Annotated in this window: 17 protein-coding genes; 6 read left to right on the top strand and 11 right to left on the bottom strand. The window is 48.2% G+C overall.

The genetic code is table 11. The features are described 5' to 3' along the window. Positions 1-135 precede the first annotated feature (135 nt). The 3 genes from prsT to BLW68_RS05050 all read right to left on the bottom strand — a co-directional run bounded on the left by prsT (position 136) and on the right by BLW68_RS05050 (position 4475). Positions 136-2892, bottom strand: a complete 2757-nt coding sequence (gene prsT / locus BLW68_RS05060) for an XrtA/PEP-CTERM system TPR-repeat protein PrsT (protein ID WP_092790939.1) — start codon at positions 2890-2892, stop codon at positions 136-138. Between the two features lie 31 nt (positions 2893-2923). Next, positions 2924-4168: a UDP-N-acetyl-D-mannosamine dehydrogenase gene (wecC, locus tag BLW68_RS05055; protein WP_092790937.1), complete on the bottom strand. Its 1245-nt coding sequence runs from the start codon at positions 4166-4168 to the stop codon at positions 2924-2926. Between the two features lie 64 nt (positions 4169-4232). Then, positions 4233-4475, bottom strand: coding sequence for an acyl carrier protein (locus tag BLW68_RS05050; protein ID WP_092790935.1), 243 nt, complete (start codon positions 4473-4475; stop codon positions 4233-4235). 156 nt (positions 4476-4631) lie between these two features. On the opposite strand from BLW68_RS05050, the gene BLW68_RS05045 reads away from it, so the two are divergent. From BLW68_RS05045 to BLW68_RS05025, 5 genes are read left to right on the top strand one after another with little or no spacing between them, the layout of a single operon-like run. Then, entirely contained in the window at positions 4632-6224 is a 1593-nt protein-coding gene (locus tag BLW68_RS05045) for an acyl-CoA ligase (AMP-forming), exosortase A system-associated (RefSeq protein WP_092790932.1), read from the top strand. Beyond that, positions 6221-7480, top strand: a complete 1260-nt coding sequence (locus BLW68_RS05040; RefSeq protein ID WP_092790930.1) for a pyridoxal-dependent decarboxylase, exosortase A system-associated — start codon at positions 6221-6223, stop codon at positions 7478-7480. The genes BLW68_RS05045 and BLW68_RS05040 overlap by 4 nt, the downstream gene beginning before the upstream one ends. A 30-nt stretch (positions 7481-7510) precedes the next feature. Next, positions 7511-8563 carry an SGNH/GDSL hydrolase family protein gene (locus tag BLW68_RS05035; RefSeq protein WP_092790928.1) on the top strand — a complete coding sequence of 351 codons (1053 nt, stop codon included), beginning with the start codon at positions 7511-7513 and terminating at the stop codon, positions 8561-8563. Next, on the top strand, positions 8560-9951 hold the full coding sequence (locus tag BLW68_RS05030) for an MBOAT family O-acyltransferase (protein ID WP_092790926.1): 1392 nt from the start codon (positions 8560-8562) through the stop codon (positions 9949-9951). Before BLW68_RS05035 ends, BLW68_RS05030 begins: the two co-directional genes overlap by 4 nt. Positions 9952-10011: 60 nt before the next feature. Next, entirely contained in the window at positions 10012-10974 is a 963-nt protein-coding gene (locus BLW68_RS05025; protein WP_092790924.1) for a sulfotransferase, read from the top strand. On the opposite strand, the gene BLW68_RS05020 is transcribed toward BLW68_RS05025, so the two are convergent. Genes BLW68_RS05020 through BLW68_RS05005 form a run of 4 tightly spaced genes read right to left on the bottom strand, consistent with a single transcriptional unit; the run spans position 10971 to position 16321 of the window. Beyond that, the gene (locus tag BLW68_RS05020) at positions 10971-12269 is read right to left on the bottom strand and encodes a hypothetical protein (RefSeq protein WP_092790922.1); all 1299 of its coding nucleotides are present in this window, start codon (positions 12267-12269) and stop codon (positions 10971-10973) included. The two genes, BLW68_RS05025 and BLW68_RS05020, sit on opposite strands and share 4 nt — an antisense overlap. 7 nt (positions 12270-12276) lie before the next feature. Continuing rightward, positions 12277-14607: a VanZ family protein gene (locus BLW68_RS05015; RefSeq protein ID WP_177172159.1), complete on the bottom strand. Its 2331-nt coding sequence runs from the start codon at positions 14605-14607 to the stop codon at positions 12277-12279. 48 nt (positions 14608-14655) lie between these two features. Next, positions 14656-15498: a hydrolase 1, exosortase A system-associated gene (locus BLW68_RS05010; protein ID WP_092790918.1), complete on the bottom strand. Its 843-nt coding sequence runs from the start codon at positions 15496-15498 to the stop codon at positions 14656-14658. Continuing rightward, positions 15491-16321 (bottom strand): alpha/beta hydrolase family protein, encoded by an 831-nt coding sequence (locus BLW68_RS05005; protein ID WP_092790916.1) that lies wholly within the window; start codon positions 16319-16321, stop codon positions 15491-15493. The genes BLW68_RS05010 and BLW68_RS05005 overlap by 8 nt, the downstream gene beginning before the upstream one ends. Before the next feature lie 167 nt (positions 16322-16488). On the opposite strand from BLW68_RS05005, the gene BLW68_RS05000 reads away from it, so the two are divergent. After that, positions 16489-17538, top strand: a complete 1050-nt coding sequence (locus tag BLW68_RS05000) for a DegT/DnrJ/EryC1/StrS family aminotransferase (RefSeq protein WP_092790914.1) — start codon at positions 16489-16491, stop codon at positions 17536-17538. Positions 17539-17567: 29 nt separating this feature from the next. Here BLW68_RS05000 and BLW68_RS04995 read toward each other — a convergent pair whose 3' ends face one another. From BLW68_RS04995 to BLW68_RS04980, 4 genes are read right to left on the bottom strand one after another with little or no spacing between them, the layout of a single operon-like run. Beyond that, positions 17568-18572 carry a GNAT family N-acetyltransferase gene (locus BLW68_RS04995; protein ID WP_092790912.1) on the bottom strand — a complete coding sequence of 335 codons (1005 nt, stop codon included), beginning with the start codon at positions 18570-18572 and terminating at the stop codon, positions 17568-17570. After that, on the bottom strand, positions 18569-19639 hold the full coding sequence (locus BLW68_RS04990; RefSeq protein ID WP_092790910.1) for a GNAT family N-acetyltransferase: 1071 nt from the start codon (positions 19637-19639) through the stop codon (positions 18569-18571). The genes BLW68_RS04995 and BLW68_RS04990 overlap by 4 nt, the downstream gene beginning before the upstream one ends. Then, positions 19632-20576 carry a polysaccharide deacetylase family protein gene (locus tag BLW68_RS04985; protein WP_092790908.1) on the bottom strand — a complete coding sequence of 315 codons (945 nt, stop codon included), beginning with the start codon at positions 20574-20576 and terminating at the stop codon, positions 19632-19634. The genes BLW68_RS04990 and BLW68_RS04985 overlap by 8 nt, the downstream gene beginning before the upstream one ends. After that, positions 20566-22377, bottom strand: a complete 1812-nt coding sequence (locus BLW68_RS04980) for an asparagine synthetase B family protein (RefSeq protein ID WP_245728269.1) — start codon at positions 22375-22377, stop codon at positions 20566-20568. The genes BLW68_RS04985 and BLW68_RS04980 overlap by 11 nt, the downstream gene beginning before the upstream one ends. Between the last annotated feature and the right edge of the window lie 43 nt (positions 22378-22420).

Here is a 22420-nt window from a genome sequence, read left to right as displayed (position 1 = left end):
ATCAGTGACTTGTGTGATTGGTGGTGTGGTTGAAAACTGATGTTGTAAAATTACGTGACAGTAGCCGGAGGTGTTTTTTATAGTGAAGCTGCTTTAACAGAAGCTGTGCTGCATTGCTGCAGCACAGCTGTTATATCACAACATGCTGTTAATGGCGTCAACCCGTTTGATGACTTCAGCATCACGGCTTTTTACATTAGCCAGTACCGTTTTAGCTTTGCTTTTATTATCAGCACGTACCAGTGCTTCGGCATAATTAAGCTTAACCAGATCATTCTCTGGCCTTATCGCCAGAGACTGCTCAAAAGCTTTTATAGCGTCTGGCAGGTTATCCATTTTCATCAGCACTTTGCCGTAAGTGTCTAATACGTCGGGGTGCTTTGGTGCCTGCTTGATCGCTTTTTCAATATGCTGTTTGGCTTCAGGTAACTGATTTTGCTCTGCGAGGATCCAGGCATAGTTATTCAGTATGATGTAGTTGTCAGGAGAGGCCTGCAAAATTTCATCATAAAGCCCAAAGGCTTTTTTCTTATCAGATTCCAGTAGCAGGTTGGCGTAAAACAATTTCAGGTTGCCGCTAGCCTGGGCTTTACTGAAATGGCCTTCTAAAAACTCTACAGCACGTTGGTGTGAATAGTCTTTTGAATAAATTTCAGCAATAAACATGGCTGTCTGATCTGTTGGCGCTAACTGATAGCTTTGATTAAAAGCAGCAATTGCCGGTGGGATCTGGCCGTTTAAAAACAGTACCCGGCCTTTTAAAAACTGCATTTCAGCCGTTGCTGCATCTTGCTCTGTCAGGCTTTTGAAGCTATCCAACGCTTTGGTATAGTCTTTAGATTCAGACAATGCCATGATTTTGCTACGCAGCAGCATTGGATTTTTCGGATGTTTAACCAGTTGTTTATCAGCAACATTTATCGCTTCAGCATGGCGTTTAGCCAGACTAAGGCTGGTAGCATAGAAGTATGCTGCCCGCAGGTTTTCGGGCTCTTGCTGGTACCAGCGTTCGCTTAAAGCCAGCACCTCTTTCTGATTACCAAGCTGGGCATGTGAGTCTATTAAGGTCAGCCAGTAAGCTGCGGTGGCATTAACCATATTCACTGATGGATCGCCAATTACCTCTATAGCTTTTTTAAACTCTTGTTGCTGGTAGTACATACGGGCTAACGTTAACCGCAGTGCGTTGTTGCCCGGGTTATCTTTTAAAATAGCGCCAGCCCGTTTTATTGCGTCAGCACCTTTGTCATCATCTTTGCTGAGCGCATAGTACTGCTGTAATGCCGGCAGGTAAGATGGATGTTTCTCTATTGATCTAACCAGAAGTTGCTTTGCTTGCACAAAATCACTTTTCGTGCCGGCAACAAGGGCTTGCAATAGTAAAGTAAAAGGTTGATCAGCAGTGGCTTGCTGCGCTTGTTGCAGAAACACTTCAGCTTCGTCAAACTGCTTTTGCAGCATAGCGCCATAGGCTTTCAGATTGTAGCCAACAACAGCCAGCTTTTCGTCTGTCAGCCACTCATCAACTATGGCTGAGGCTTTGTCATACTCTTTTTGTCTGAGGTAACTGATAGCAAGCACGACGCGGGTCTGACTCTGGCTTGGGTCCAATTGCAGAGCTTGTTCAAGATCCCGTAAACCGCTTGATTCCTGGCCATCAATGCCCATTTTAAGCAGGCCTAAGGTTGTCATTGAGGCGACATCTTTACTGTTTTCACTTAGTTCATATTTGGCAATCAGCTCTTGTGCTGCACTGCCGGAACCTTGTTTAATCAGCTGGAATGATGTTGCTGCGAGTAATTTGTAATCCATTGCCTGCGGATCCTGGTTAACCAGAATCGCCTGAGCCTGATCAAGCTGGCCAGACTTTAATTGCAGTGAAGCGTAAAGATTTTGCAACGGCGGATATTGCGGTAACTGGTTTTGTATCGCGCTCAGATGGTTTAATGTCTGGCTCTCCAACCCCAGATGCAGAGATGCTAATGCAGCAATAATACGTGCGCTGGTATTACGCAGACCATTGTTGATGGCTTTTTCAACATGTTCTTTGGCCAGGGTGTAGTTCTCGCGCTCATACTCCAACACCGCTTTCAGATAATTAGTAAACGGCTGATTTGGAAACGCTTTGAGCAGCAAGGCTAATTCTTTATCTGCTAAATCAAACTGCTCTGTGCTGACAAGGTTTTGCGTCAGCATCAGGCGGGCCTGCAAGTTATTAGGCACCATGGTCAGATAGTTGCGCATACTTTCAATAGAAGCGGCATGCTGCTCTTCTGCTAACTGAGTTCTGCCTTGCAGAAATAATGCTTCGGCATAAAGTAAGCTGTCAGGCTGCACCTGATTAATGATCTCAAGTGCTTGGCTATTATTGCGATTGGCAATAAGTAAATGCGCCTGGGCATAAATTGCCGCATCGCTGAAGTTGTTTTGTGTTGCCAGTTGGTCAAAAAGAGCTATTGCAGCCTCGGCGTCACCGAGCTCTAACTGAGCCAGAGCACGGTATACGTCAATATAAACTTGCTGTTCCGGTGGCAGTGTCTCATCAGAAAAGTGCGCCAGCACTGCCTGATAATCACCCGCCTGATAGCTACTGCGAACCAACGGCAAAGCCACTTTATGCTTGTCGGTGCCATAACTCAGGGCGCGGGCCAGCTCTTTTTCTGCAGATATACTGTCGCCAATCTGCAACTGAAGTAAACCAAGAGCTAAACGGTATTCTGCATTTTCCGGTTCTTGCTGCACAGCCGATTTTAATTCGATTACAGCAGCGCTGTATTGTTTATTCTGAATAAAACTCAGCGCATCACTGTAATGCTCTGTTGCATCTTTACTGCCACAACCGGAAAGCAGCGCCAGCATAACGGCGCTGGCGAGCAGGGTAGTTTTTTTCATAGTTACACTCCTTGTAGCGAAATGATTTTCGTTAACCGAAAATGCCTCTGGTATCAATAACAACTTTGGTTGCTACATCTACCGGGTGCAGGGTTTTAAACTGCTTATGGTCGACCAGTACCACTAATATATTGGCTTGCTCTAATGCCTGTGGCAAAGAAGTTAGCTTGTCGTTGTGGTCTGCATACTTTTTCGGTAGCTGTTTAATATTAGGCTCTACCAGCAAAATTTCGCCAATATTGTCTTTTAATAATGACATGGCGATATCCAGCGCCGGGCTTTCACGTAAATCGTCAATATCTGCTTTAAACGCTAAGCCTAAACAGGCTATTACCGGCTTTTTAAACTGATCAGCGGCCTGCTTTATTTTATCAATCACGTACAGCGGTTTACTGTCGTTGATTTCACGCGCCTTGCGGATAATCTGCGCCTGCTCTGGCGCGGAGTCAACAATAAACCATGGATCAACAGCGATACAGTGGCCACCTACGCCTGGGCCGGGTGTTAAAATATTAACCCGTGGGTGGCGGTTGGCCAGTTTGATCAGTTCCCAAACATTAATTTTTAAGTGATCACAAATCATCGACAGTTCATTGGCAAAAGCGATATTGACGTCGCGGAACGAGTTTTCAGTCAGCTTAGCCATCTCTGCCGTGCGGGCGTTAGTTAGTAAACATTCGCCGCGGACAAACAGGTGATACAGGGCGACGGCTTTTTGCGCACAGCGCTCGGTAATACCACCAATAATCCGGTCGTTGCTAACCAGCTCTTGCAATACCCGGCCAGGTAATACGCGCTCGGGGCAGTGGGCAATAAAAACATCGGCTTTGTCCGGGTCCTGATGTGGCATGACCAAATCCGGGCGCAGTTCAGCCAGCCAGGCTGAAATTTTATCGGTAGTACCAACCGGAGAGGTTGATTCAAGCACAATAAGGTTGCCTTTAGCGATAACCGGGGCAATATTTTCCAGCGCTGCCTTGATATAGCTTAAGTCAGGGGTTTTATTTTCTTTAAACGGCGTGGGCACTGCTATCATAAAAGCTTCAGCCGGTTCCGGTGTTAAAGATGCCTTTAACTTGCCGGTGGTGACGGCAGCTTGTACCAGCATATCCAAATCAGGTTCGACAATATGAATTTTGCCCTGATTGATGGTGTTAACCGCATGCTCTGACACATCAACGCCGAGCACTTCCACGCCGCGGGAGGCGATAACTGCGGCGGTAGGTAAACCTATATAGCCCAAACCTATTACTGATACACGGGAAAAACTCTGCATACTGTGTCCTTTATACCTGAGGTTTTACTGTCTGACGCTGTACCATATAAGGCATAATGCGATGTCAGGCAGCTTGTTTTTGAGTGACAAATTTATTTAACTGGCCAAAGTTTTCAAAGACGTCGGCGGATATTTCATCATCATTAATCTGGATACCCAGTTGCTCTTCCAGTTCGGTTATTACAGCAATAACTGCCATAGAATCAAACTCAGGAATAGCTCCCAGCAAGGGGGTATCGTCGGTAAATTGTTTATCTATTTGCAAGACGGCGCGTAAGATATCAGCGAGAAGTTGCTGGTGTGGCATAATGCTTCCTTAAAATGACAGGTAGTTCCCTGATTTGCGTAAAAGGGGCCGCTGCGGTTAAACTACACAGAGTAGATAAATTACAGTCGGATTTTCCGCAAAACTGTTTTATTATTGCACACAAAGGGATAAAAAGTGAAAGGTCTGAAGGATACTATGACCAAAAATCTCCACGATATCGTTACCCAGTCTGCTGCACGTTTTCCTAAGCGTCCTGCACTGTACTTTAAAAATACCGCCTTAACTTATGCTGAACTTGCTTCAGGCGTAACAACCACTGCTGTGCAGTTGCAAGCGCAGGATGTTAAGCGTTTTGACAGGGTGGCGGTGTACCTGCCCAAACAATTTGAAACCGTGTTCAGCCTGTTTGGCTGCGCAATGGCCGGTGCGGTATTTGTGCCGGTGAATCCGGGTTTAAAGGCGGCGCAGGTAGCCCATATACTGCAGGATTGTAATGTCCGGGTGCTGATTACCAGCAAAGACCGGCTGGCGACCTTAGAAGAAGAACTGCATTTGTGCAGTGATTTGCACACGGTGTTATTGACTGACGTTACTGAAGATATGAGCCCGCTGGCGCATATTCAGCTGAAGTCATTTTATGCTGATGTCAGCCACAGAACATTGCAGTTATATCCGCATGCAACCGATCAGGACATGGCGGCTATTTTGTATACCTCGGGCAGCACCGGTAAACCCAAAGGGGTGGTACTGTCTCACCGTAATATGCTGGTGGGCGCTCAGAGTGTCTCCAGTTATCTTAACAATACAGCCGATGATGTATTACTGGCATTGTTACCCCTGAGCTTTGATTATGGCCTGAGCCAGCTGACCACCGCGTTTTTAACCGGTGCCAGTGTGGTGTTGCTGGATTTTTTCCTGGTACAGGATGTAGTGCGCACGGTGCAGCAGTACGGGGTAACCGGCATTGCTGCGGTACCGCCTTTGTGGGCGCAGCTGGCCAAAGCTAACTGGGTTGAAGGCAGCACCGATACTGTGCGTTATCTGACCAACTCCGGTGGGGCTATGCCACAGGCTTTGCTGCAACAGCTGCAGCAGGTTTTCAATAAAGCTGAACCCTATTTAATGTATGGTTTAACTGAGGCTTTCCGTTCTACCTATTTGCCGCCAGCTGAGCTGGAAAAGCGGCCCGGCTCTATGGGTAAAGCTATTCCAAATGCCGAGATTGTCGTTGTGCGTGAAGACGGCAGCTTGTGTGCGCCAAATGAGCCAGGAGAGCTGGTGCACCGCGGGCCGCTGGTCAGCCTGGGGTACTGGAATGCCCCGGATAAAACTGCTGAGCGCTTTAAGTTTGACCCGGTAGCCCCTAAAGGTATCCAGCTACCGCAGCTTGCGGTGTGGTCTGGCGATACAGTGCGCTGCGATGAAGATGGCTTTTTATACTTTATTGGCCGGCGCGATGAAATGATTAAAACTTCAGGTTATCGGGTTAGCCCTACTGAAGTGGAAGAGGCCGTGTACCAACTTAGCCCTGCACTGGTTGATGTTGCCGCCATTGGTGTGCCGCACCCTGAGCTGGAGCAAGCCATTCTGGTGTTATTTGCCTGCAAAGACGGTAATGAACCGGACATTGCTAACTGGACAACCCAGCTAAAACGCAGTTTGCCTAATTTTATGCAGCCAAAAGCTTTAATTGTGCAGCAAGGGCTGCCAAAAAATGCCAATGGTAAAATTGATCGTAAGCTATTGTCAGAGCAGTACCGGGGTTATTTTAATGAGGCATCCAGATGAGTAGTAGCCTGAATACAGAAACACGGCCACAAGCGCCGCAGCATGAGCTGATGTCACAATTTAGCTGTCAGGGGGATGAGCTGTTGCTGGGCGGTTTCAGCCTTAATGCTATTAGTACTATGCTTGGCAAAACTGTGTTTTATGCTTACGACCGCCAGATTATAAACCAACAGATCCAGCGTTTCAGGGCGGCAATTCCTGGCAGAATTAAGCTGCACTATGCGGTAAAAGCTAACCCATACTGGCCTGTTGTGCAGCATATGCGCCCGTTGGTAGATGGTTTTGATGTGGCATCACAAAAAGAAATGCTGCTGGCATTACAAAGCGGAATGCCGGTAGCCGATATCAGCTTTGCCGGCCCGGGTAAAACTGATACTGAGCTTGCCGCTGCTATTACAGCAGGTGTAACGCTAAATGTAGAATCGGCCAGTGAGCTGCAGCGTATTTGCCAGTTGGGTAAACAGCATAAGGTCACACCCCAGGTAGCACTGCGGGTTAACCCGGCGTTTGAGCTTAAAGCTTCAGGCATGAAAATGGCCGGTGGTGCTAAGCCTTTTGGTATTGATGAAGAGCAAGTGTTTGAGCTACTGACCCAGATTGCCGCCATGCCGGTGAAGTTGCGTGGGTTTCATATTTTTTGCGGCTCGCAAAATCTAAAAACTGAAGCACTGACAGAAGCACATCAGCTTACGTTTGATCTGGCGGCTAAACTGGTTGCCGCGTGCCCATACCGGCCTGATTTGATCAATCTGGGTGGTGGTTTTGGTATTCCTTATTTTCCCGGTGAAAAACGGCTTGATTTACAGCCTATTGGTTTATCGCTTAAACACCTACTACAGCAATACGAACACGCCCTTGCCGGTATAGAGCTGGTAATTGAACTTGGCCGTTACCTGGTAGCAGAGGCTGGCGTTTATGCTTGTCAGGTGGTGGATAAAAAAGTGTCGCGGGGCACAACCTATCTGGTATGTAACGGTGGTTTACATCACCATCTGGCAAATTCCGGCAATTTTGGCCAGGTGATCCGTAAAAATTATCCGGTGGCTATTGGCAATAAAATGCAGCAAGCTGCTGCTGAACCGGTAACAGTGGTGGGGCCTTTATGTACGCCACTGGATATACTCGCAGATAAAGTCAGCCTGCCGCAGGCTGACATAGGAGACTGGGTAGTGGTGTACCAGTCTGGGGCTTACGGGCCCACAGCAAGCCCACAGGACTTTCTTGGCCATGCAGCAGTGGCGGAGATTTTACTGTGATCTTATAACCACTAAACAGAGAGCTTCAACATGGCTAAGGACAGTCAGATAGGGAAAACCTTATTACTGGCCCTGCTGTTGTTTGTACTGATGGAATTTGTGCTGCAAGTAAGGGCGCAGCTAAAGTTTGGAAATAGCATTCTTAACGCCGCCTTTGCTGACAGTGCACAAGCTGTTTCTCTTTTTGTGCAACATGATGGCTATCAGCTGCTGGCACCGGATATCGAGTTTGCCGGCAGCAGCATTAAGGTACAAAGTAATCAACTGGGGCTGCGCTCTGCAGCTGTCGGAGCAAAAACAAGCAGTACTACCAGAGTTATCGCGCTTGGCGCTTCGAGCACTTATGGCGCTTATGCTGCTACCAACGATGATACTTTTCCGGCGATACTGCAGCGGATCAGCAGCGATATGCCGCTGGAGGTCATTAATGCCGGTATACCGGGAAATGATATTGGCAGCCAGTATTTGTTATATGCCGAGCAACTGGCAGGCTTGTCAGAAGATGTATTAATTCTTTATTCTGGTTTAAGCAATGACATTGGCCGGTTGTGTCGGCGCAGCAGCACCACTGAAAGTTATGCTTTGCCGCAGTTACAAGCACCCAAATGGCTATTAAGCGTTGATTTACTGTTGAAAAACAGCACAGATTTACGCTACGTGCCTTACAAGTTTTCCCCGATGCCCGATCTTAGCCCTTACCTGCAGCAATATGCTGCCTCACTAAGGCAAATAGTTAAGCTGGCGCAACAGCGACAGGTTAAAACCATATTGTTTGCTGAAAATTTGCGCTCCTTTCGTAAAGAGCAGCCACTGCAGTTACAGCAGCAACTGGCCGCTTCAGCACTTTATTACACGCCGTGTTTAACTGTCGGACAGTTTTCTGAGGTGTTTGAACAATATAACCAGGTGCAACAGCAGGTAGCTGCTGAGTTTATTAATGTGCATTATGTCAGTTTATCCGGGCAGGTGCCTGGTGGGCGCGAATACTTTACTGATAGCGTGCATTTTTCAGCTAAAGGTGAGCAGGCCGTTGCTGTTGCGCTGGCGCAGGTATTAAAAGATACGCGGCAGGTAACGCCATGAGTTTTACGTCATTTCATTTCTATGTGTTTTTAATTGCTCTGGTTATTTTGCTGCGGCTAGTTCAGCACAACGGCCAGAAGAAGATGCTGCTATTGCTGGCCAGTTACTGGTTTTATATGAGCTGGGATTGGCGTTTTGGTGCTTTGCTGTTTGCTATGACAGTAGTAAATTTTTACTGTGGCCGGTTAATTCGTTACTCGGCAAGGCCCAAAATCTGGCTGTCGGTATCGCTGCTGTTTAGTTTAGGTGTGCTGGGGCTGTTTAAGTATTTTAATTTCTTTCTCGCTAATCTGGATGCCGTCGCTTCCATGCTGGGCATGTCGTCGCATATTAATATTCTGCATATTATTTTGCCGGTGGGGATCTCGTTTTATACGTTTCAGGCGTTGTCGTATACGATAGATATTTATCGCCGGCAGCTGGACCCTGTTGATTCGCTGGCCGACTTTGCACTGTTTGTATCGTTTTTTCCGCAGTTGGTTGCCGGGCCAATAGTGCGCGCCAGTTATTTTCTGCCGCAACTGGCGCAGCATACCCCTGCTGACAGCGCTGCACAGCAGGAAGGGGTTATGCTGATTATCCGCGGCCTGATTAAAAAAGTATTGCTGGCAGATATACTGGCGCTGCATTTGGTTGACCCGGCCTTTACGGACTACGCTAATCATTCTTCCGCATTTTTAGTGCTGGCATTAATAGGTTACAGTTTTCAGGTGTATCTGGACTTTTCCGCCTATACCGATATTGCCAGAGGCTGCGCCCGTTTATTGGGTTATCAGTTGCCGATAAATTTTAACCGGCCTTACCTGGCCGACAGTATTTCTAATTTTTGGCAGCGCTGGCATATTTCTATGTCGTCTTTTTTCCGCGACTACCTTTATCACGGGCTGGGTGGCAGTAAACGCGGCAATGTTTATATCAATTTGGTACTCACCTTTGTTGCCATAGGGGTATGGCATGGGGCTGGCTGGAATTTTCTGCTTTATGGTTTTTGCCATGGTGTGCTGGTTGCGTTTGAGCGTTATATGCGTAAGTACGGCTGGTTTGGCAGCCAAACAGGTTGGCGCTGGGCGCTGGCAGTGCTAAGAACCTTTTTTCTGGTATGTGTATTAAGGGTAATGTTCAGGGCTGAGGATCTGCATCAAGCCGGGGGCTACCTGCAGGCTATCTGGCAAAACATGGCATTATCGTTTCATCTTACTACTGCCGGCGCGGTTGCGTTACTGGTGGCAATAGTACTGCACCTGATCCCGCAGCATTATATGGCGTTATGGCAACAGCGTTACCTGACCACACCACAACTGCTGCAGGCCTCAGTTGTGGTACTGTTACTTTACAGTATGCTTATGCTGGGATCGGGCGAAGCGCCTTTTATTTATTTTCAGTTTTAAAAGACCTGCCATTGAGGTGTGAATAATTAGCAATATAACGGGCTTAATAAGGATATTTTAATGACGAGTAAACACTGTATTTTGTTATTTGGCATGCCCCGTTCAGGTACTACCTGGCTTGGTAAACTGTTTGATGCACAGCGCCAGACGTACTATTTGCATGAGCCAGACAGCGTGCAGCCAAATATAGCTATTCCGTTATTGTTAAAGGCAGATGAAGCCACGCAGTATCCATTGCAGTCACAACTTGAGTTATGGTTTACCAGCAAAGCGGAAAAAGTGATTGCCTCGCGGCCGTTTTTTGCCAAAGACTACCTTAACCCGGTTAGCTGGTTGCTCTTTCTGGGCAGTGCTTACGCTACTAAAATAGCTGGCCGCTTGGGTGTGCCGCGGTTTATTAAGCCATTACGGTTGCAATCTGCGCAGCAACAAATCGTCTGGAAGTCAATCGAGTCACTTGGCCGCATGGCGGCGATTAAACAACTGGTGCCGGCACGCAGCATTCATATACTACGCCATCCGTGTGGCCATATTGCTTCTACATTAAAAGGACAGGACGCCGGCTTGTTTGATGGTGGTTTGCCAATCTGGGAAGACTGGGATCTGTACACTAAATTACTGCAGCAAAGTGGCGAGCAGCGCTTTAGCCTGGACAGCTTAAAGCAAATGAGTAAAGAAGAGCGGCTGGCAGTGCGTTGGGGCATTATTAATGATTTTGCGCTGGCGCAATGTGCAGGTGACAGCAGCAACATGGTACTGGTATATGAAAACTTGTGTAAAAACCCCCAACAGGTGTTGCAGCAGTGTCTGGCATTTTGTGGCTTAAAAGCAGACCAGCAATGCCTGCAGTATCTGGCGCAGTCGGTACATGGCAGCGACAACAGTGCTTATTACAGTACCACTAAAGACCCGTTAAAATCTGCCTATAAATGGCGCAAACAGCTGCCTGATGACGTGCAACTGCGGATAAAAAATATAGCGCAGCAGTTTAACGCCGGGCATTATTACCGCGATGATTTTTAATTAACAGCTGGCTTTGGCAGGCTGTTATATAGCTTTAATGCATTAATGCGCCGGGTAATTTCCTGCTCCAGCTGTTTAAAACCTGCGCCATTATAGCCACCAAGCTTTTGTTGTAATTGTTGTTCAGTTAAACCTTCTGGTAAATCCTGCGTCGGCGGCATTATCGCTTGTTCAAAGGTCAGGCTGTTAAACTGGCTTAACTGTTGCGGTGTTACTGATGCTAAGTGCTCAGCAAAGTGGGTGCCGGCTCTGTCTGCTGCCAGGTCGACAAAGCTGAAACCCGAGCCACCGCTGGCTCTGTCTGCATCCATAATCTCTTTCAGATTGCCAATTTGCTGCGATAGCTGAGTATTTCCCAGCATTTGTAGCACCGCCGAATATAAAAAGTGTAGGGTAAGGTCGCGCCGGCCGTTTAGCAGCATGGGTGGCATATTCGGTACCTGATGCAGCTTTACGTCAGGGTTGGCGTAATAAATAAATCTTTTGTTGGCAAAGGCCACAGCCAGAGCCCAAAGAGCGTTTGTATACTCGGTTTCTAAATCGCTGTTGTCTGCGCGGTTTATAGCAACAAGTAACAGTTTGTGGGCAAAAAATGCCAGCCGGCGCTCGCGTTTATGCTGGCGTTGTAACTGTTTTAACTGCTGCAGATAAAATTCGACATCTGCCGCCGCGCTTTGGGCTGAGCCAAAACTAAATGGCCGATGAATTTGCGGATGCAGGCTTAGTTTAATCGGGCTGGCATTGGCTGCCTCAAAATGCAGGCGGCTGTTTATCAGCTCGCCTCTGGCGAATAAAGCCAGCAACTGCTGATCTGCCGGTGTAGCGATGACAGTGCGCACCATTAGCCTTAGCAACGGGTTAGCAATCCAGCCCGGTAGCTTTATTGCGCCCAGTTTGCAGTGTTCAATAGCGAAACCTCTGTCTGACGGCATAAATAAACAGGACGTCTGTACACCGCGTCTGGGCCAGCTTAGCGGCAGGTTGGCCTGGCCATGTAACGCTACGCCAAACGGATTAAGCACACCACTAAACTCTACCTGTGGCAGGGCATAACTGGCCACGTTCATCAGCGCATCCAGCTGCTGCTGATCAAAGATCAGTTTTATATTGCCGTTGGGTTGCGCCAGATGCTGCACGGTGTCAGATAGCACACGTTGCGCCGTGGTAACATCGCTGGCTTCTATAGTCCGCTGTGATAACACCGGTTTTGATGTAATAAGAAAAAACAAAGTCACGGCAAGCACTGCCAATAACACTACGCTGCGCAAAAAATAGCGCGATAACCTATTTAGCATGGAATGGTTAAGCCCTTGAACCAGAGAATTTTACATTGCGCCGCAGCGCTAAAGCCGGAATAAAAAACCAGCACAACAGCCCAAGCAGTGTGATAAAAGCCAGGCTGTAGCGCATAAATAATTGCAGCGGAGCGGCATACTGGGTTCTGTCCGTACTGAGCAAAAACTGTAGCGCTGAATAAGCTTGCTGGTATTTGACGATAACACTTTCAGTGGCATTTTGCAGCAGCCACCAGGACAGCGGCAGCACAAATAAGATAAGCAGTGGCAGATATTTCCAGCGGGTGTGCACTGGGGCACAGCATTGCTGAGCTAAATAAGCGGCAAGGCTAAACAACAACATCAGCCACGCAGTAAGTGCTGTGATGGCAATCAGGCTGCCGCCATCTGCCAGTAGCTCAACAATATTGTCAGTTGCTGCCATTTTTACTACGGCCAGATACCAGAACAGCGCCACTACAGCATTCGCGCCGAGCCATAAAATGGTGGCGGGTATTTTGCTACGGCTGTAAATAAATTGCAGTGCTGCCATACAGTTAAACTGGATCAGGCTGAAAAAGCCGATAAAACGCAGCATTAACTCAAAGGCCCGTGGCAGCGTTGTTACCGGAGCGCCAACAATGTCATGCAGTGATTCTGTCGGTACGGTGGCGTACAGCAGCCAGAATATAACCAGGCTCTGCGTAAGACACAGTAGTGGGGCCCAGAGGATAAAACGGGCATAGCTGTTAAAACTCAACACTGCGGGCATAGCCAGCAGGTACAGCATCAGGCACAAACCAGGAATAGCGCTGATATTATCGCTTAACAGTTCCCTCACATTGTAGGGTAATGCCGGCACCAGGCTTAACAAAAACATGGCCAGCACGGATACAGCCAAATGGCTGGCGAGCTTTATGTACAACGCTGATGCCGGTGTAACGGCTAACGGGGTTGATAAGCCAGGTGGTACGGCATGGGGATGATTAAACACAGCGCTGTCTGGCTGCTGCAGGCGATTAGCGAAAAAAACAGTGAAACCAAAGCCCGCAGCAGCACCACCTATTTGCAGTACGGTATCGGTAATATCTACCGTTTTACCGGGCAATGCCAGTTGCATAGCTTCGCATAATAATGCCAGGGTAATCACATAAATACTGCCAATAACCTGTACCGTGTGTTGCTGCCAGCGCAGCGACAACCTGCGCTGAAACAGCGCCAGTAACACTCCAAGCGGGAGAAATGCCAGCAGTTTTTGCAGCAGTGCAGTAATAGCACGGTACTCAGTGCCAAAGTAAAGCGACTCCAGCAGCACCTTGCCCTGTGCAGCTTGCAGCCGCTGGTTGATAAAAGCCCAGTCAAAATTAAAGTTAAACGGATACCAAAACAGCATTAAAAGCAGCAGGCTGTACAGCACAATTGCACCCGGCCACAACAACCACGGCGTGAGTTTTGCCGTGGGACCGGCAATATTGCTAGCAGGGTTGCGTTGCCACAAACGCAACAACGTTACGCTAAGCCAGGTGGCTATTAAGGCGCAGAGTACATCACTGATATCGGTAACCCGGCTGTATACAAACAACTGACAAAATTCCAGCAGCAGCGCCAGTAACAGCACCTTGCTGTACAACCTGATGCCTGCCTGCTTTTGTTGCAGATACAACAGCACGGCGATAGGGCACCACAACAGAATATCGCTTAGTACCGCATAGCCAATTTCAGCTGCAGAGCCGCGGTAACCGGAAAATGGCAGCAGTATAATACGGCCTTCACGCCACTTTTTATATAGCTCTACCGGGCTTAGGGTTAGATCCAGCGGTAACAGGTTGTACAGGACAAAAATAGCAACATAGCCAATTAGCAGGTAAGTAACTACCGAAGCCTGACCACGGATGAGCGCCAGCGAGGCTAAAAACTGTTTTAGCTGACGGCCTCTGAAGCAGTACAAAATGATACCCAGCATAGCGCCGGTGGCTTCAGCAATAATGTCGTTAATGGACACTGTGCGCTGCGGGAAATACAACTGGGTAAACTCTATGCTAACGGCTAAAGCGGCGCAAAACAGCCAGATAACACCAGCAAGTAACAGGTTTACAGCAGTTGCGCCGGGGCGGAAACTAAGCGCACAAAGTAAAAAAGCAAACGGGACAAACAGCAGAATATTGGCTACCCAGTCAGCGCGTGAGCGTATGCCAAGCTGCAGATACGGAATTTGCCAAAAGCGTTCTATTGCGTCGTTTAACGGCAGCGCGACATAACGCAAAGGCACCAGGCTGCCGTAAATAATAAAGGCCAGATAAAGCACACAAGCCAGCAGCAACCATTTGTGCAAAGCGGCTTCGTTGTTAGTGCTGTGCATAAGCATCCTGCTCCCTGGCTTTATTTAACCGAACGGTATCAACAGCATTTACTTTGTGGTTTGCAAAAAATTATAGCTTTGTTGCTCAACCTGCTCCCGCCAGCGCGCGCTGGAAAAAGTATGGCTGGCATCGCTGATAGGGTAGTGCCCGGCATCCTGCAAACATTTACCCCAGGCCGGGTTGTCGGCACATAGCTGCAAAAATTCCTGCGCAGTTAGATCGTTACCACTGCTTATCAGCAGCACTTTGCCATTAAATTGCTGCCAGCCACTAAGCATGGCGGCGACATAATTTTGCTCTGTTACTGTAAGCTGGGCTGTTGCGGCGACAGTGGCAGTTTTGCTGGCCCGTAATGTCTGCCAGAACGAGCTGAGGCTACGACGCAGCGCCAAACCGCCGCCAAATAGTTTATGCCAGAACTGCCTGCTTAGCAGACGCTTTAAATAATAGTGTTTGAGCATGGTTTTGGCATGGCTTTGCTGCTGGCGCACCCAGGGATTCAGCAGTATTACACCACTGATGCGTGGATCTGGCCGGTTGAGTTTAATCAAAATAGCACTGGCAGCATCGCAAAGGCCCCACAGCACCACTTGTGTTAGTTGCGGGCACTGTTGGAAAAAAGCATCAATCGCCAGTTCAATATCTGCCGTTTGCTGATAAAACGCGGCTTTACCGCCGCTGCTATCACCCATGCCGGCAGTATCCAGCCGCATTGAAGGTACGCCCTGAGCAGCCAGATAGCGGCTTAGTTTAACAAACTGCCGGTGGCTGCCAACGCGGTACTGTGGCCCGCCCACAATCAATAATACGCCGGTTGTTGCTGCGCCCTGATGCAAAATGGCACTGAGCTGATAACCGGCGCCTGCCAGGCTGATATAGCGTTCAGTCATGCTGCGCACCTTCAGTTAAGTATTGCAGGGTAAGGGCAATAAGTTGCTCTGCGCTGGCCAGCTCTGCCGTTTGCCAGTAGGGCTCGGCTTTTAGCTGGGTATAATGTAGCTGGCAGTGTTGCTGTAACTGCTCGCGCATTTTTTGTACCGGTAAGGCCACGGTATCCAGCTGCGATGTCTCCAGCCACTGCAGCTTAATGCCGCTTAGTTGCGCCGGAGAGCTGCTATTGATATCAAGCAGGCTGTGATAAAACGCCGGGCTAATCGGATAACCGGCAATTTCAATATTTTCACCTTCGCTTAGCTGCTGCTCCAAATCCTTCTGGCTGATTTTATTGCCTGCCGCCATGGCTTCTGCCACTTTTAACCGTACAAACTGTTGCCAGAATTTACTGACATCAAATACCGGCTGCCATAACACCAGTTGCTGCATCGGCAACGGTAAAATGTGTTTATTCATTAAATCGAACAGTTGTATTACGCCAAAGCGCACAGCAATAAAGTTGATGTTTTGGTAGCCCTGTTGCTGCAACAGCAGCAATAATTGGTAGAGATCATCGCGCCAGATGTCTATGCTGGCCTGATCTAAATCACCGGCGCTGTCGCCGGTGCCATAATTATCCAGCATAAAGCAGCTGTAACCAGCCGCAGCCAATTGCCGCATAGCCGCGTTTAGCAGATGGCGGGATTTATTCATTTCTTCGGCAAACGGTGGAATAACTATAACAGCACTGCCATTACCCCCGCTGTTTTGCATGGTGCGAAGAAATAACTGTCGCTGGTTCAGCTGAATAAAACCGGTACTGAGGTGATGTTGTTGCACTTTACCTTCCTTGTGCGTAAACCTGAACAGGCCCTATGATAACCGTTGCTGAGGCGATGACCAAGTTTGTATCTTGGTACTTTTTGTATTTAGGCAACTATTTGGGTTGTTGTTTGTGCGGTGGTACTGCTATAGCATAGTGCGGTGTGAATTCATGGACTGAGTCAATGCCGGTACAATTTTCTGCGCCATTAATGGATGCCAAACATTTCCCGCCTTCGCTGATCAAAGCACAACCTGCCTTTACGTTAACAGGCAGTAGTTTATGGCGATATCCGCTGCCTGTTAACCATGTTAGCACTTTTAGCCGTGCCAGATATGCACTGGCGGCAGCAGCTTTGCATTTAAAGCATAGCGCGCAGCAAAATACCGTGTTGTTACCGGCGTATCATTGCCCGGCGTTAGTAGAGCCATTTATTTATGCCGGTTATAACATTGTATTTTACCCGCAGTTGGCCGATTTAAGCACCGATATTGCTACTTTTAGCCACTTACTTACCCCGCAGGTTACCCATGTGGTAGTGGTGCGTTATTTTGGCTTTAGTCAAAATGCTGATGAGCTTATTCAGGTGGCGTTTGCTGCTAACAAAGCCGTAATTGAAGATAACGCGCATAGCCTGGCGCATTTCTGGCAAACCTGCGCGGCACAACCGCCAGCTATCAGCGCCAGTGTCAGCAGTATTGCTAAAACTTTGGGTACCGCAGATGGCGGCGTGCTGTACCTCCCCGGTTATAAAGCTGATACGCAGGTAGCTGCCGGTTTTACTACAGAATTAAAAGCGCTGCGCAGCGGTAATCGGCCGATAACTGGCTCTGCTGATGCAGATTTGCGTTATTTTCGCGCCGGTATGCAAATTGCTGATTGTTTACGAGCCAGCCGCTGGCTGATGTTACGCAGTAATTACGCTGCCATTAGCCGGCAGCGGCGGGAAAATTATCACTATTTAGCGCAGCAGCTGGAGCGCAGCAGTGCGGGGCAGGTATTATATCCAACTCTGACAGAGCATGACGTACCTTACGTACTGCCGTTTTTACTGCATGACATTTATGGCTTTACGCGATTGCGTCAGCAGCAAATTCAGGTATTGCGCTGGGAAGAGCTGGCAACAACAGCAACCGGCATTGCCAGCCACTATCAACAACATCTGGTACAACTGCCGGTGCATCAGGCTTTATCAAAACAGCAACTGCAACACATAGTGAAGGCATTAGGCTGATTCTGCAAGCTGACGACAAAGTAGTGTGATTATTTCGGCGCGGGTTTGTGTTTAAAGTTGGCAATAGCGTTCGTCAGCGCCTTTAGTTTGCCGCGCCATGTCCGGTTGTTACATAGCTGAATACCATAAAGTGGCTGTTTTGCTGACATCCAGTCTTTTTTATAATCGTCATTGCCGGTAAGAAAATCGACCGTGTTAACGTTGTCAAGGCATATCACATGCTCAAGCAGTGCGGCTGTCAGCACTGTTCCCGGGCTGAAGCGCGTAAAGTCTTTGTTATAAGCCAGTTTGAAAATGGCAGCGGTTTTATCGTATACAAACCATATTTGTGCTGCTATCGGTTCGTTATTGTAGTAAATGACGCCAATACGCAGGGCATTAATTTGCCAGTTGTGCTGGCAGATGCTGTCAATAAAAGCCGGGGTGGGTTCAGAGCGTTTCCAGCTGTGGTAATACACCTGATGGTAATCAATCAGCGCTTGCATCAGCACTTCTGCAGAACCTTCGCTGTATACTTTTACGTTAAAGTTACCGTCTTTATTCATCAGCTCTTGCTTACGTTTCAGCGTGTTTTTCAGCTGGCTGGGCCGGCGTTGCCAGTACTGCGCTAAGCTGGTGATATTGGGCTCATACCAGTTTACCGAGTGTTGGTACATAAAGCCCTTAAAACCTAAGGTGGCAAAGCTTTGGCACCAGGCCTGCGCCTGGTTGCTGTAAAGCGGTAGAATATTAATATAATCGTAGGCTGAAAATATACCGGCGTGTTGTTGTAAAGTCGCAGCACAGGGCAAAGTGGCTATCGGCTGCCCGGCAATACCATAGATTGGCGAGTAGTAATTCGTCATGCTGTCCAGGATATTATCAGGCTGGTTTGGTGTGCTGCTAAAAAAAGCCAGGCCGGCATGAGCGGTTAAAGGCAGGCTAAAGTTGTGTTTGTTATGGTTTACATGCTCGGCAAAAGCACTGAACCAGTAGTTGCAGACAAACACCGGCGGTAAAGCTGAAGGGCTCTGTTGTACGGCTGGCTCTGTCATGGTTCAGCCACCTCTGCCACGGGTTTTTTCTTCAGTTTTTGCTTTAGCCGGGTTAATAACTGTAAGGTGTTGCCAAAGATGTTTTTTGCATACACGGTGCCGTTGTAGATAGAGCGGGTGTCGGTAGCCCATTCAAGCTGTTCTGGTGAGGCGTTAGTATAAAAATCGATTACTTTTACGCTGTGGTTGTCAAACAGCGTATGCAGGATCTGTTTTAACAACAGGCGGCCCAGCGCGAAGCTTTTAAACTCTTCATCAAAAGTTGTTTTCAGAATAATCAGCATATCGTGTTTGATGCAACATAGCCTGGAGGCAACAAGCCGGTCTTGTATGTAGTATTCATAAACCATGGCATTGTTCTGCTGCGCCAGCTGATATAAAAAGTCGCGGTAGAACTGGCCTTGCCGGTTGCTGGGATGCAGGGCCGTACCGAGTTTACCTTTCCAGCCTTTAGATTCGATCATGCCGTAGCGATCTACAGCAGACTTAATATGTTGCGCACTACTGATCTGGCGAAAATCGACAGTTGTATTTTCGCGTTGCAGGCGGTTTTCATAGCGCGACATATTTTTACGCAGGTTTTTTGAGCGTAACTGCCAATAGCTGTCGAAGCCGTTTTGTAACCTTATCTGCATATTAGTGGCATAAAACGCCTGCTGATGATCATGCAGTGCATTGAGTAGCGCCAGATGTTCTGCCGGATCCAGGCTGAGAAAATCGATACGGGCTGCTATGCCCGGTAATGCGCGGAGTAATGCCGTTACATCTGGCGTAAAGGCCGGATTTATCAGCAACAAGCCAACCTGAGCCTGGCTGGGCTTATACAACTCCCAGATCAGTTTGTTTCGCTGTCGCAGCAACATCAGACATTGCACTTGCCCCTGCCAGATGGCACGCACCTGGTATAACGGTGTATGGCCAAAATACACTAATAATGAGGTAAGAAACTCAGTGCCAAGCAATTGATTATTGCCATGATAGCTGTTGCTTAACAGGGTCCAGTCCGCAAAAAACTGCGGATCGTTTATATCAAACAGCTGTACTTGCCAGCAAACCGGGTCAGACATGTGCAGGCTTGGTATAGTTAAGGGTTAGCCGGCTGTGGAACTTCAGCGGGCTTTTATCCCAGGGTGTAAAGCGTTTTAGCAGGTAGGGTGATGTTGTTGCAGTAGACACGCCCCAGTTAGTAATCACCGCGCTGCTAAAGCCGGATTCAGTAACCAGTTTTACCGTAGTGTCATCAAAATCCGTGTCTTTTACCCCGTTAGGGTAGGCAAAGTGCTGCACAGGTTTGCCCAGCCAGTTTTCCAGTTGTTGCCTCGATTGAGTAATTTCCTGTAACTGCTGTTCTTCAGGCATCACCTTTAAAATAGGGTGGTTTACCGTATGGGCGCCAATGGTAACGCCGCTGTCAGATAGCTGTTTTATCTGCGCTGGTGACATCATCAGTGGCTCTTGCTCGGTGGCATTATTTTGCTGATAAAACTGGTCAATTTTTTCCAGCCGCTGTGCTATTGGCAGGTATTTTAATTTTTTCAGCCATTGCTGCGCTTTACTGCGCCGGTCTGCGGCGTCCGTTAAGGCTAACTGCGTATCGCCCAGTTGTAGCTGCTGGCGCTCAGGTTGCGAAAACAGATAAATCAGCCGGTCATTCCACATATTGGTACCCTGGCTGAAAGCTGTGGCAACATACACCGTGGCCGGAATGCCGTATTTGGCCAGTATGGGCTGGGCTACTGTCAGGTTATTCAGATAACCATCGTCAAAGGTAACACACACTGCATTGGCGGGCAGGGTATTATGCTGCAGATGTTGCAGGGCATCCTGCAGTGACAGCGGGGTAAAATAGTCGCGCAATAAGCGCATTTGCCAGTCGAACACCTCTGCGGTAGGTTCGCTGGGCCGCATTGGATCGGGCTTTGCCAGTACCTGATGATAAATCAGAATACTTAGCTTATTGCGGCCAAGGAGTTTACCAGTAACTTGCAGTATTTTATGCAACATAACCGGCCTCATGTTGTTGTAGCCACAATTCCAGCGTAACCATAATCCATACCAGCTCACCATAATAACCTGAATGGCCTTGCTGATAGGTTGCCAGTGCTTTATCGATAAAGCTTGGCTGAATAATATTGCGCTGTTTCAGGCTGGCCAGACTATCTGCGGTTATTTGTTGCAGTTTAGGTTGTTGTTTCATCCATACGCCAAACGGCAGGCCAAAACCATGTTTGCTTTTACTGAGGGTGGCATCGGGCAGAAACCCGGTAAAACTGCGTTTGTAAAAATCACGCAGTTTTTGCCCCGGTGCTTTTATACCGGCGCTGACTTTGCAGCTAAAATCGACCACTTCTTTTTCAAACAGCGGGTAACGCACTTCAACACCGGCCAGCTGACACATGCTGCTAACTTTAACCAAATCGTTATCTGCCAGGGTAAATTTCCAGTCCAGATACATCATGCAGTCAACGGCATCAGCAGAGCGGCACGCTTTATAACGTTGTTGCTTTTGTTGTAACGGCAACTGGCTGTCAATATGGGCAATAAACGCCGGGCAAAACATGTCGTTAATATCAAACCGGTTTAAAAAGTTGTAGCTGTCCAGCCGATCCGGTAAGGCGACTTTGGCCTGGTTAATATAGCTATACGCCTTTTTCAGCCCCGGCAATTTTGCGGCCAGGCCGTTGTAGAAACACAGGTCCAGCGATAAGCGCAGTGGGCCTGGCAGGGCACGGTAATGTTCAAAGGTTTTTTGTTTGACGTAGCGCTCGTTACCGGCAAATATTTCGTCGCCACCATCGCCGGCTAACAGCACTTTTATACCATCGTCTGCAGCCACTTTGGCACAGATATACGCTGCCATCGCAGAAGAGTTACCAAAGGGTTCATTAAAGGCGGCGGCCACGGTGCTAAAATGCTGCGTGATTTCTGCCGGCTGCAGGTAATGCACTTTATGTTCGGTGCCGAAATGTTTTGCTGTGATCAGGGCATAGGCTGTTTCGTCGTAGCCTTGTGCTTCAAAACCAATCGAATAGGTTTTGGCGCTGGCACCGGTATTAGCGCTGTGCTTTGCCAGCATACCGGCTACTGTTGAACTATCCAGCCCACCGCTTAAAAAGGCTGCGCAGTCGGGGCTGATATTACGCGCAACGGCTTCGGAGATCAGTTGCTGACATTGCTGCTGTAATAACTGCTGTGGTTCGGCTGATGGGGTGAAATCAGGCTGATAATAGGTTTCGCTATGCAGGTTGCCATCTGGGCCAACCGTAAAGGTTACACCCGGTTCCAGCTTTTTGATTTGCTGGTATATGGCATCAGGCGACGGAATGCAGTGGAAATACAAGTAGTTGTATACTGCTTGTGTATCCAGATTTACGCAGGGGTTATGCTGGCGCAATAACGACAGGCTGTCGCTCAGTACCAGTTGACCTTGTTGTCTGCTGTCGATATAAAAAGGCACCGCGCCGACATGGTCATTGACTATGCTAACGGTACCCTGGTGTTTGTCGACAATGATCAATACAAAGAAACCGGCAATCTGCGTATAAAACTGTTGCGGCTGTTGCTGATGCAACTGTAAAAACCATTGTGCAGCATCGCTGGGCAGGTAATCTTGGTTATATGGCCTCACCCGGCCCAGCAGGCATACCAGTGTCTGGTCATCTTCTGCTACCTGCAACGGGCGCTGGCTGAAAATATGCAGTGTATTCAGTGCACCTGTCCCGTTAAGGCTAAGCATATAGCTGGGCGGCGTGGTAGTGCCGGCATCAGCTGCTGTAAAGGTGTCAGTTCCTGCATGGCGCCACATTATGGTATTCCTTACTTTATTACAGTTAACAATCATTGTTTCA

Source organism: Rheinheimera pacifica (assembly GCF_900108485.1).
GTDB lineage: Bacteria > Pseudomonadota > Gammaproteobacteria > Enterobacterales > Alteromonadaceae > Alishewanella > Alishewanella pacifica.
Note: the sequence above shows the minus strand (reverse complement) of the source record. Positions and strands in the feature narration are given on the sequence as shown.

What these genes read in the sequence shown, in the direction of transcription:
- BLW68_RS05020 (WP_092790922.1), bottom strand. Translation starts at nt 12,269, where the DNA reads ATGCTAAATAGGTTATCGCGCTATTTTTTGCGCAGCGTAGTGTTATTG.
- BLW68_RS04995 (WP_092790912.1), bottom strand. Translation starts at nt 18,572, where the DNA reads ATGACAGAGCCAGCCGTACAACAGAGCCCTTCAGCTTTACCGCCGGTG.
- BLW68_RS05050 (WP_092790935.1), bottom strand. Translation starts at nt 4,475, where the DNA reads ATGCCACACCAGCAACTTCTCGCTGATATCTTACGCGCCGTCTTGCAA.
- BLW68_RS05030 (WP_092790926.1), top strand. Translation starts at nt 8,560, where the DNA reads ATGAGTTTTACGTCATTTCATTTCTATGTGTTTTTAATTGCTCTGGTT.
- BLW68_RS05040 (WP_092790930.1), top strand. Translation starts at nt 6,221, where the DNA reads ATGAGTAGTAGCCTGAATACAGAAACACGGCCACAAGCGCCGCAGCAT.
- BLW68_RS04985 (WP_092790908.1), bottom strand. Translation starts at nt 20,576, where the DNA reads ATGTTGCATAAAATACTGCAAGTTACTGGTAAACTCCTTGGCCGCAAT.
- BLW68_RS05045 (WP_092790932.1), top strand. Translation starts at nt 4,632, where the DNA reads ATGACCAAAAATCTCCACGATATCGTTACCCAGTCTGCTGCACGTTTT.
- BLW68_RS05000 (WP_092790914.1), top strand. Translation starts at nt 16,489, where the DNA reads ATGCCGGTACAATTTTCTGCGCCATTAATGGATGCCAAACATTTCCCG.
- BLW68_RS04980 (WP_245728269.1), bottom strand. Translation starts at nt 22,377, where the DNA reads ATGTGGCGCCATGCAGGAACTGACACCTTTACAGCAGCTGATGCCGGC.
- wecC (WP_092790937.1), bottom strand. Translation starts at nt 4,168, where the DNA reads ATGCAGAGTTTTTCCCGTGTATCAGTAATAGGTTTGGGCTATATAGGT.
- BLW68_RS05025 (WP_092790924.1), top strand. Translation starts at nt 10,012, where the DNA reads ATGACGAGTAAACACTGTATTTTGTTATTTGGCATGCCCCGTTCAGGT.
- prsT (WP_092790939.1), bottom strand. Translation starts at nt 2,892, where the DNA reads ATGAAAAAAACTACCCTGCTCGCCAGCGCCGTTATGCTGGCGCTGCTT.
- BLW68_RS05010 (WP_092790918.1), bottom strand. Translation starts at nt 15,498, where the DNA reads ATGACTGAACGCTATATCAGCCTGGCAGGCGCCGGTTATCAGCTCAGT.
- BLW68_RS05015 (WP_177172159.1), bottom strand. Translation starts at nt 14,607, where the DNA reads ATGCACAGCACTAACAACGAAGCCGCTTTGCACAAATGGTTGCTGCTG.
- BLW68_RS05035 (WP_092790928.1), top strand. Translation starts at nt 7,511, where the DNA reads ATGGCTAAGGACAGTCAGATAGGGAAAACCTTATTACTGGCCCTGCTG.
- BLW68_RS04990 (WP_092790910.1), bottom strand. Translation starts at nt 19,639, where the DNA reads ATGTCTGACCCGGTTTGCTGGCAAGTACAGCTGTTTGATATAAACGAT.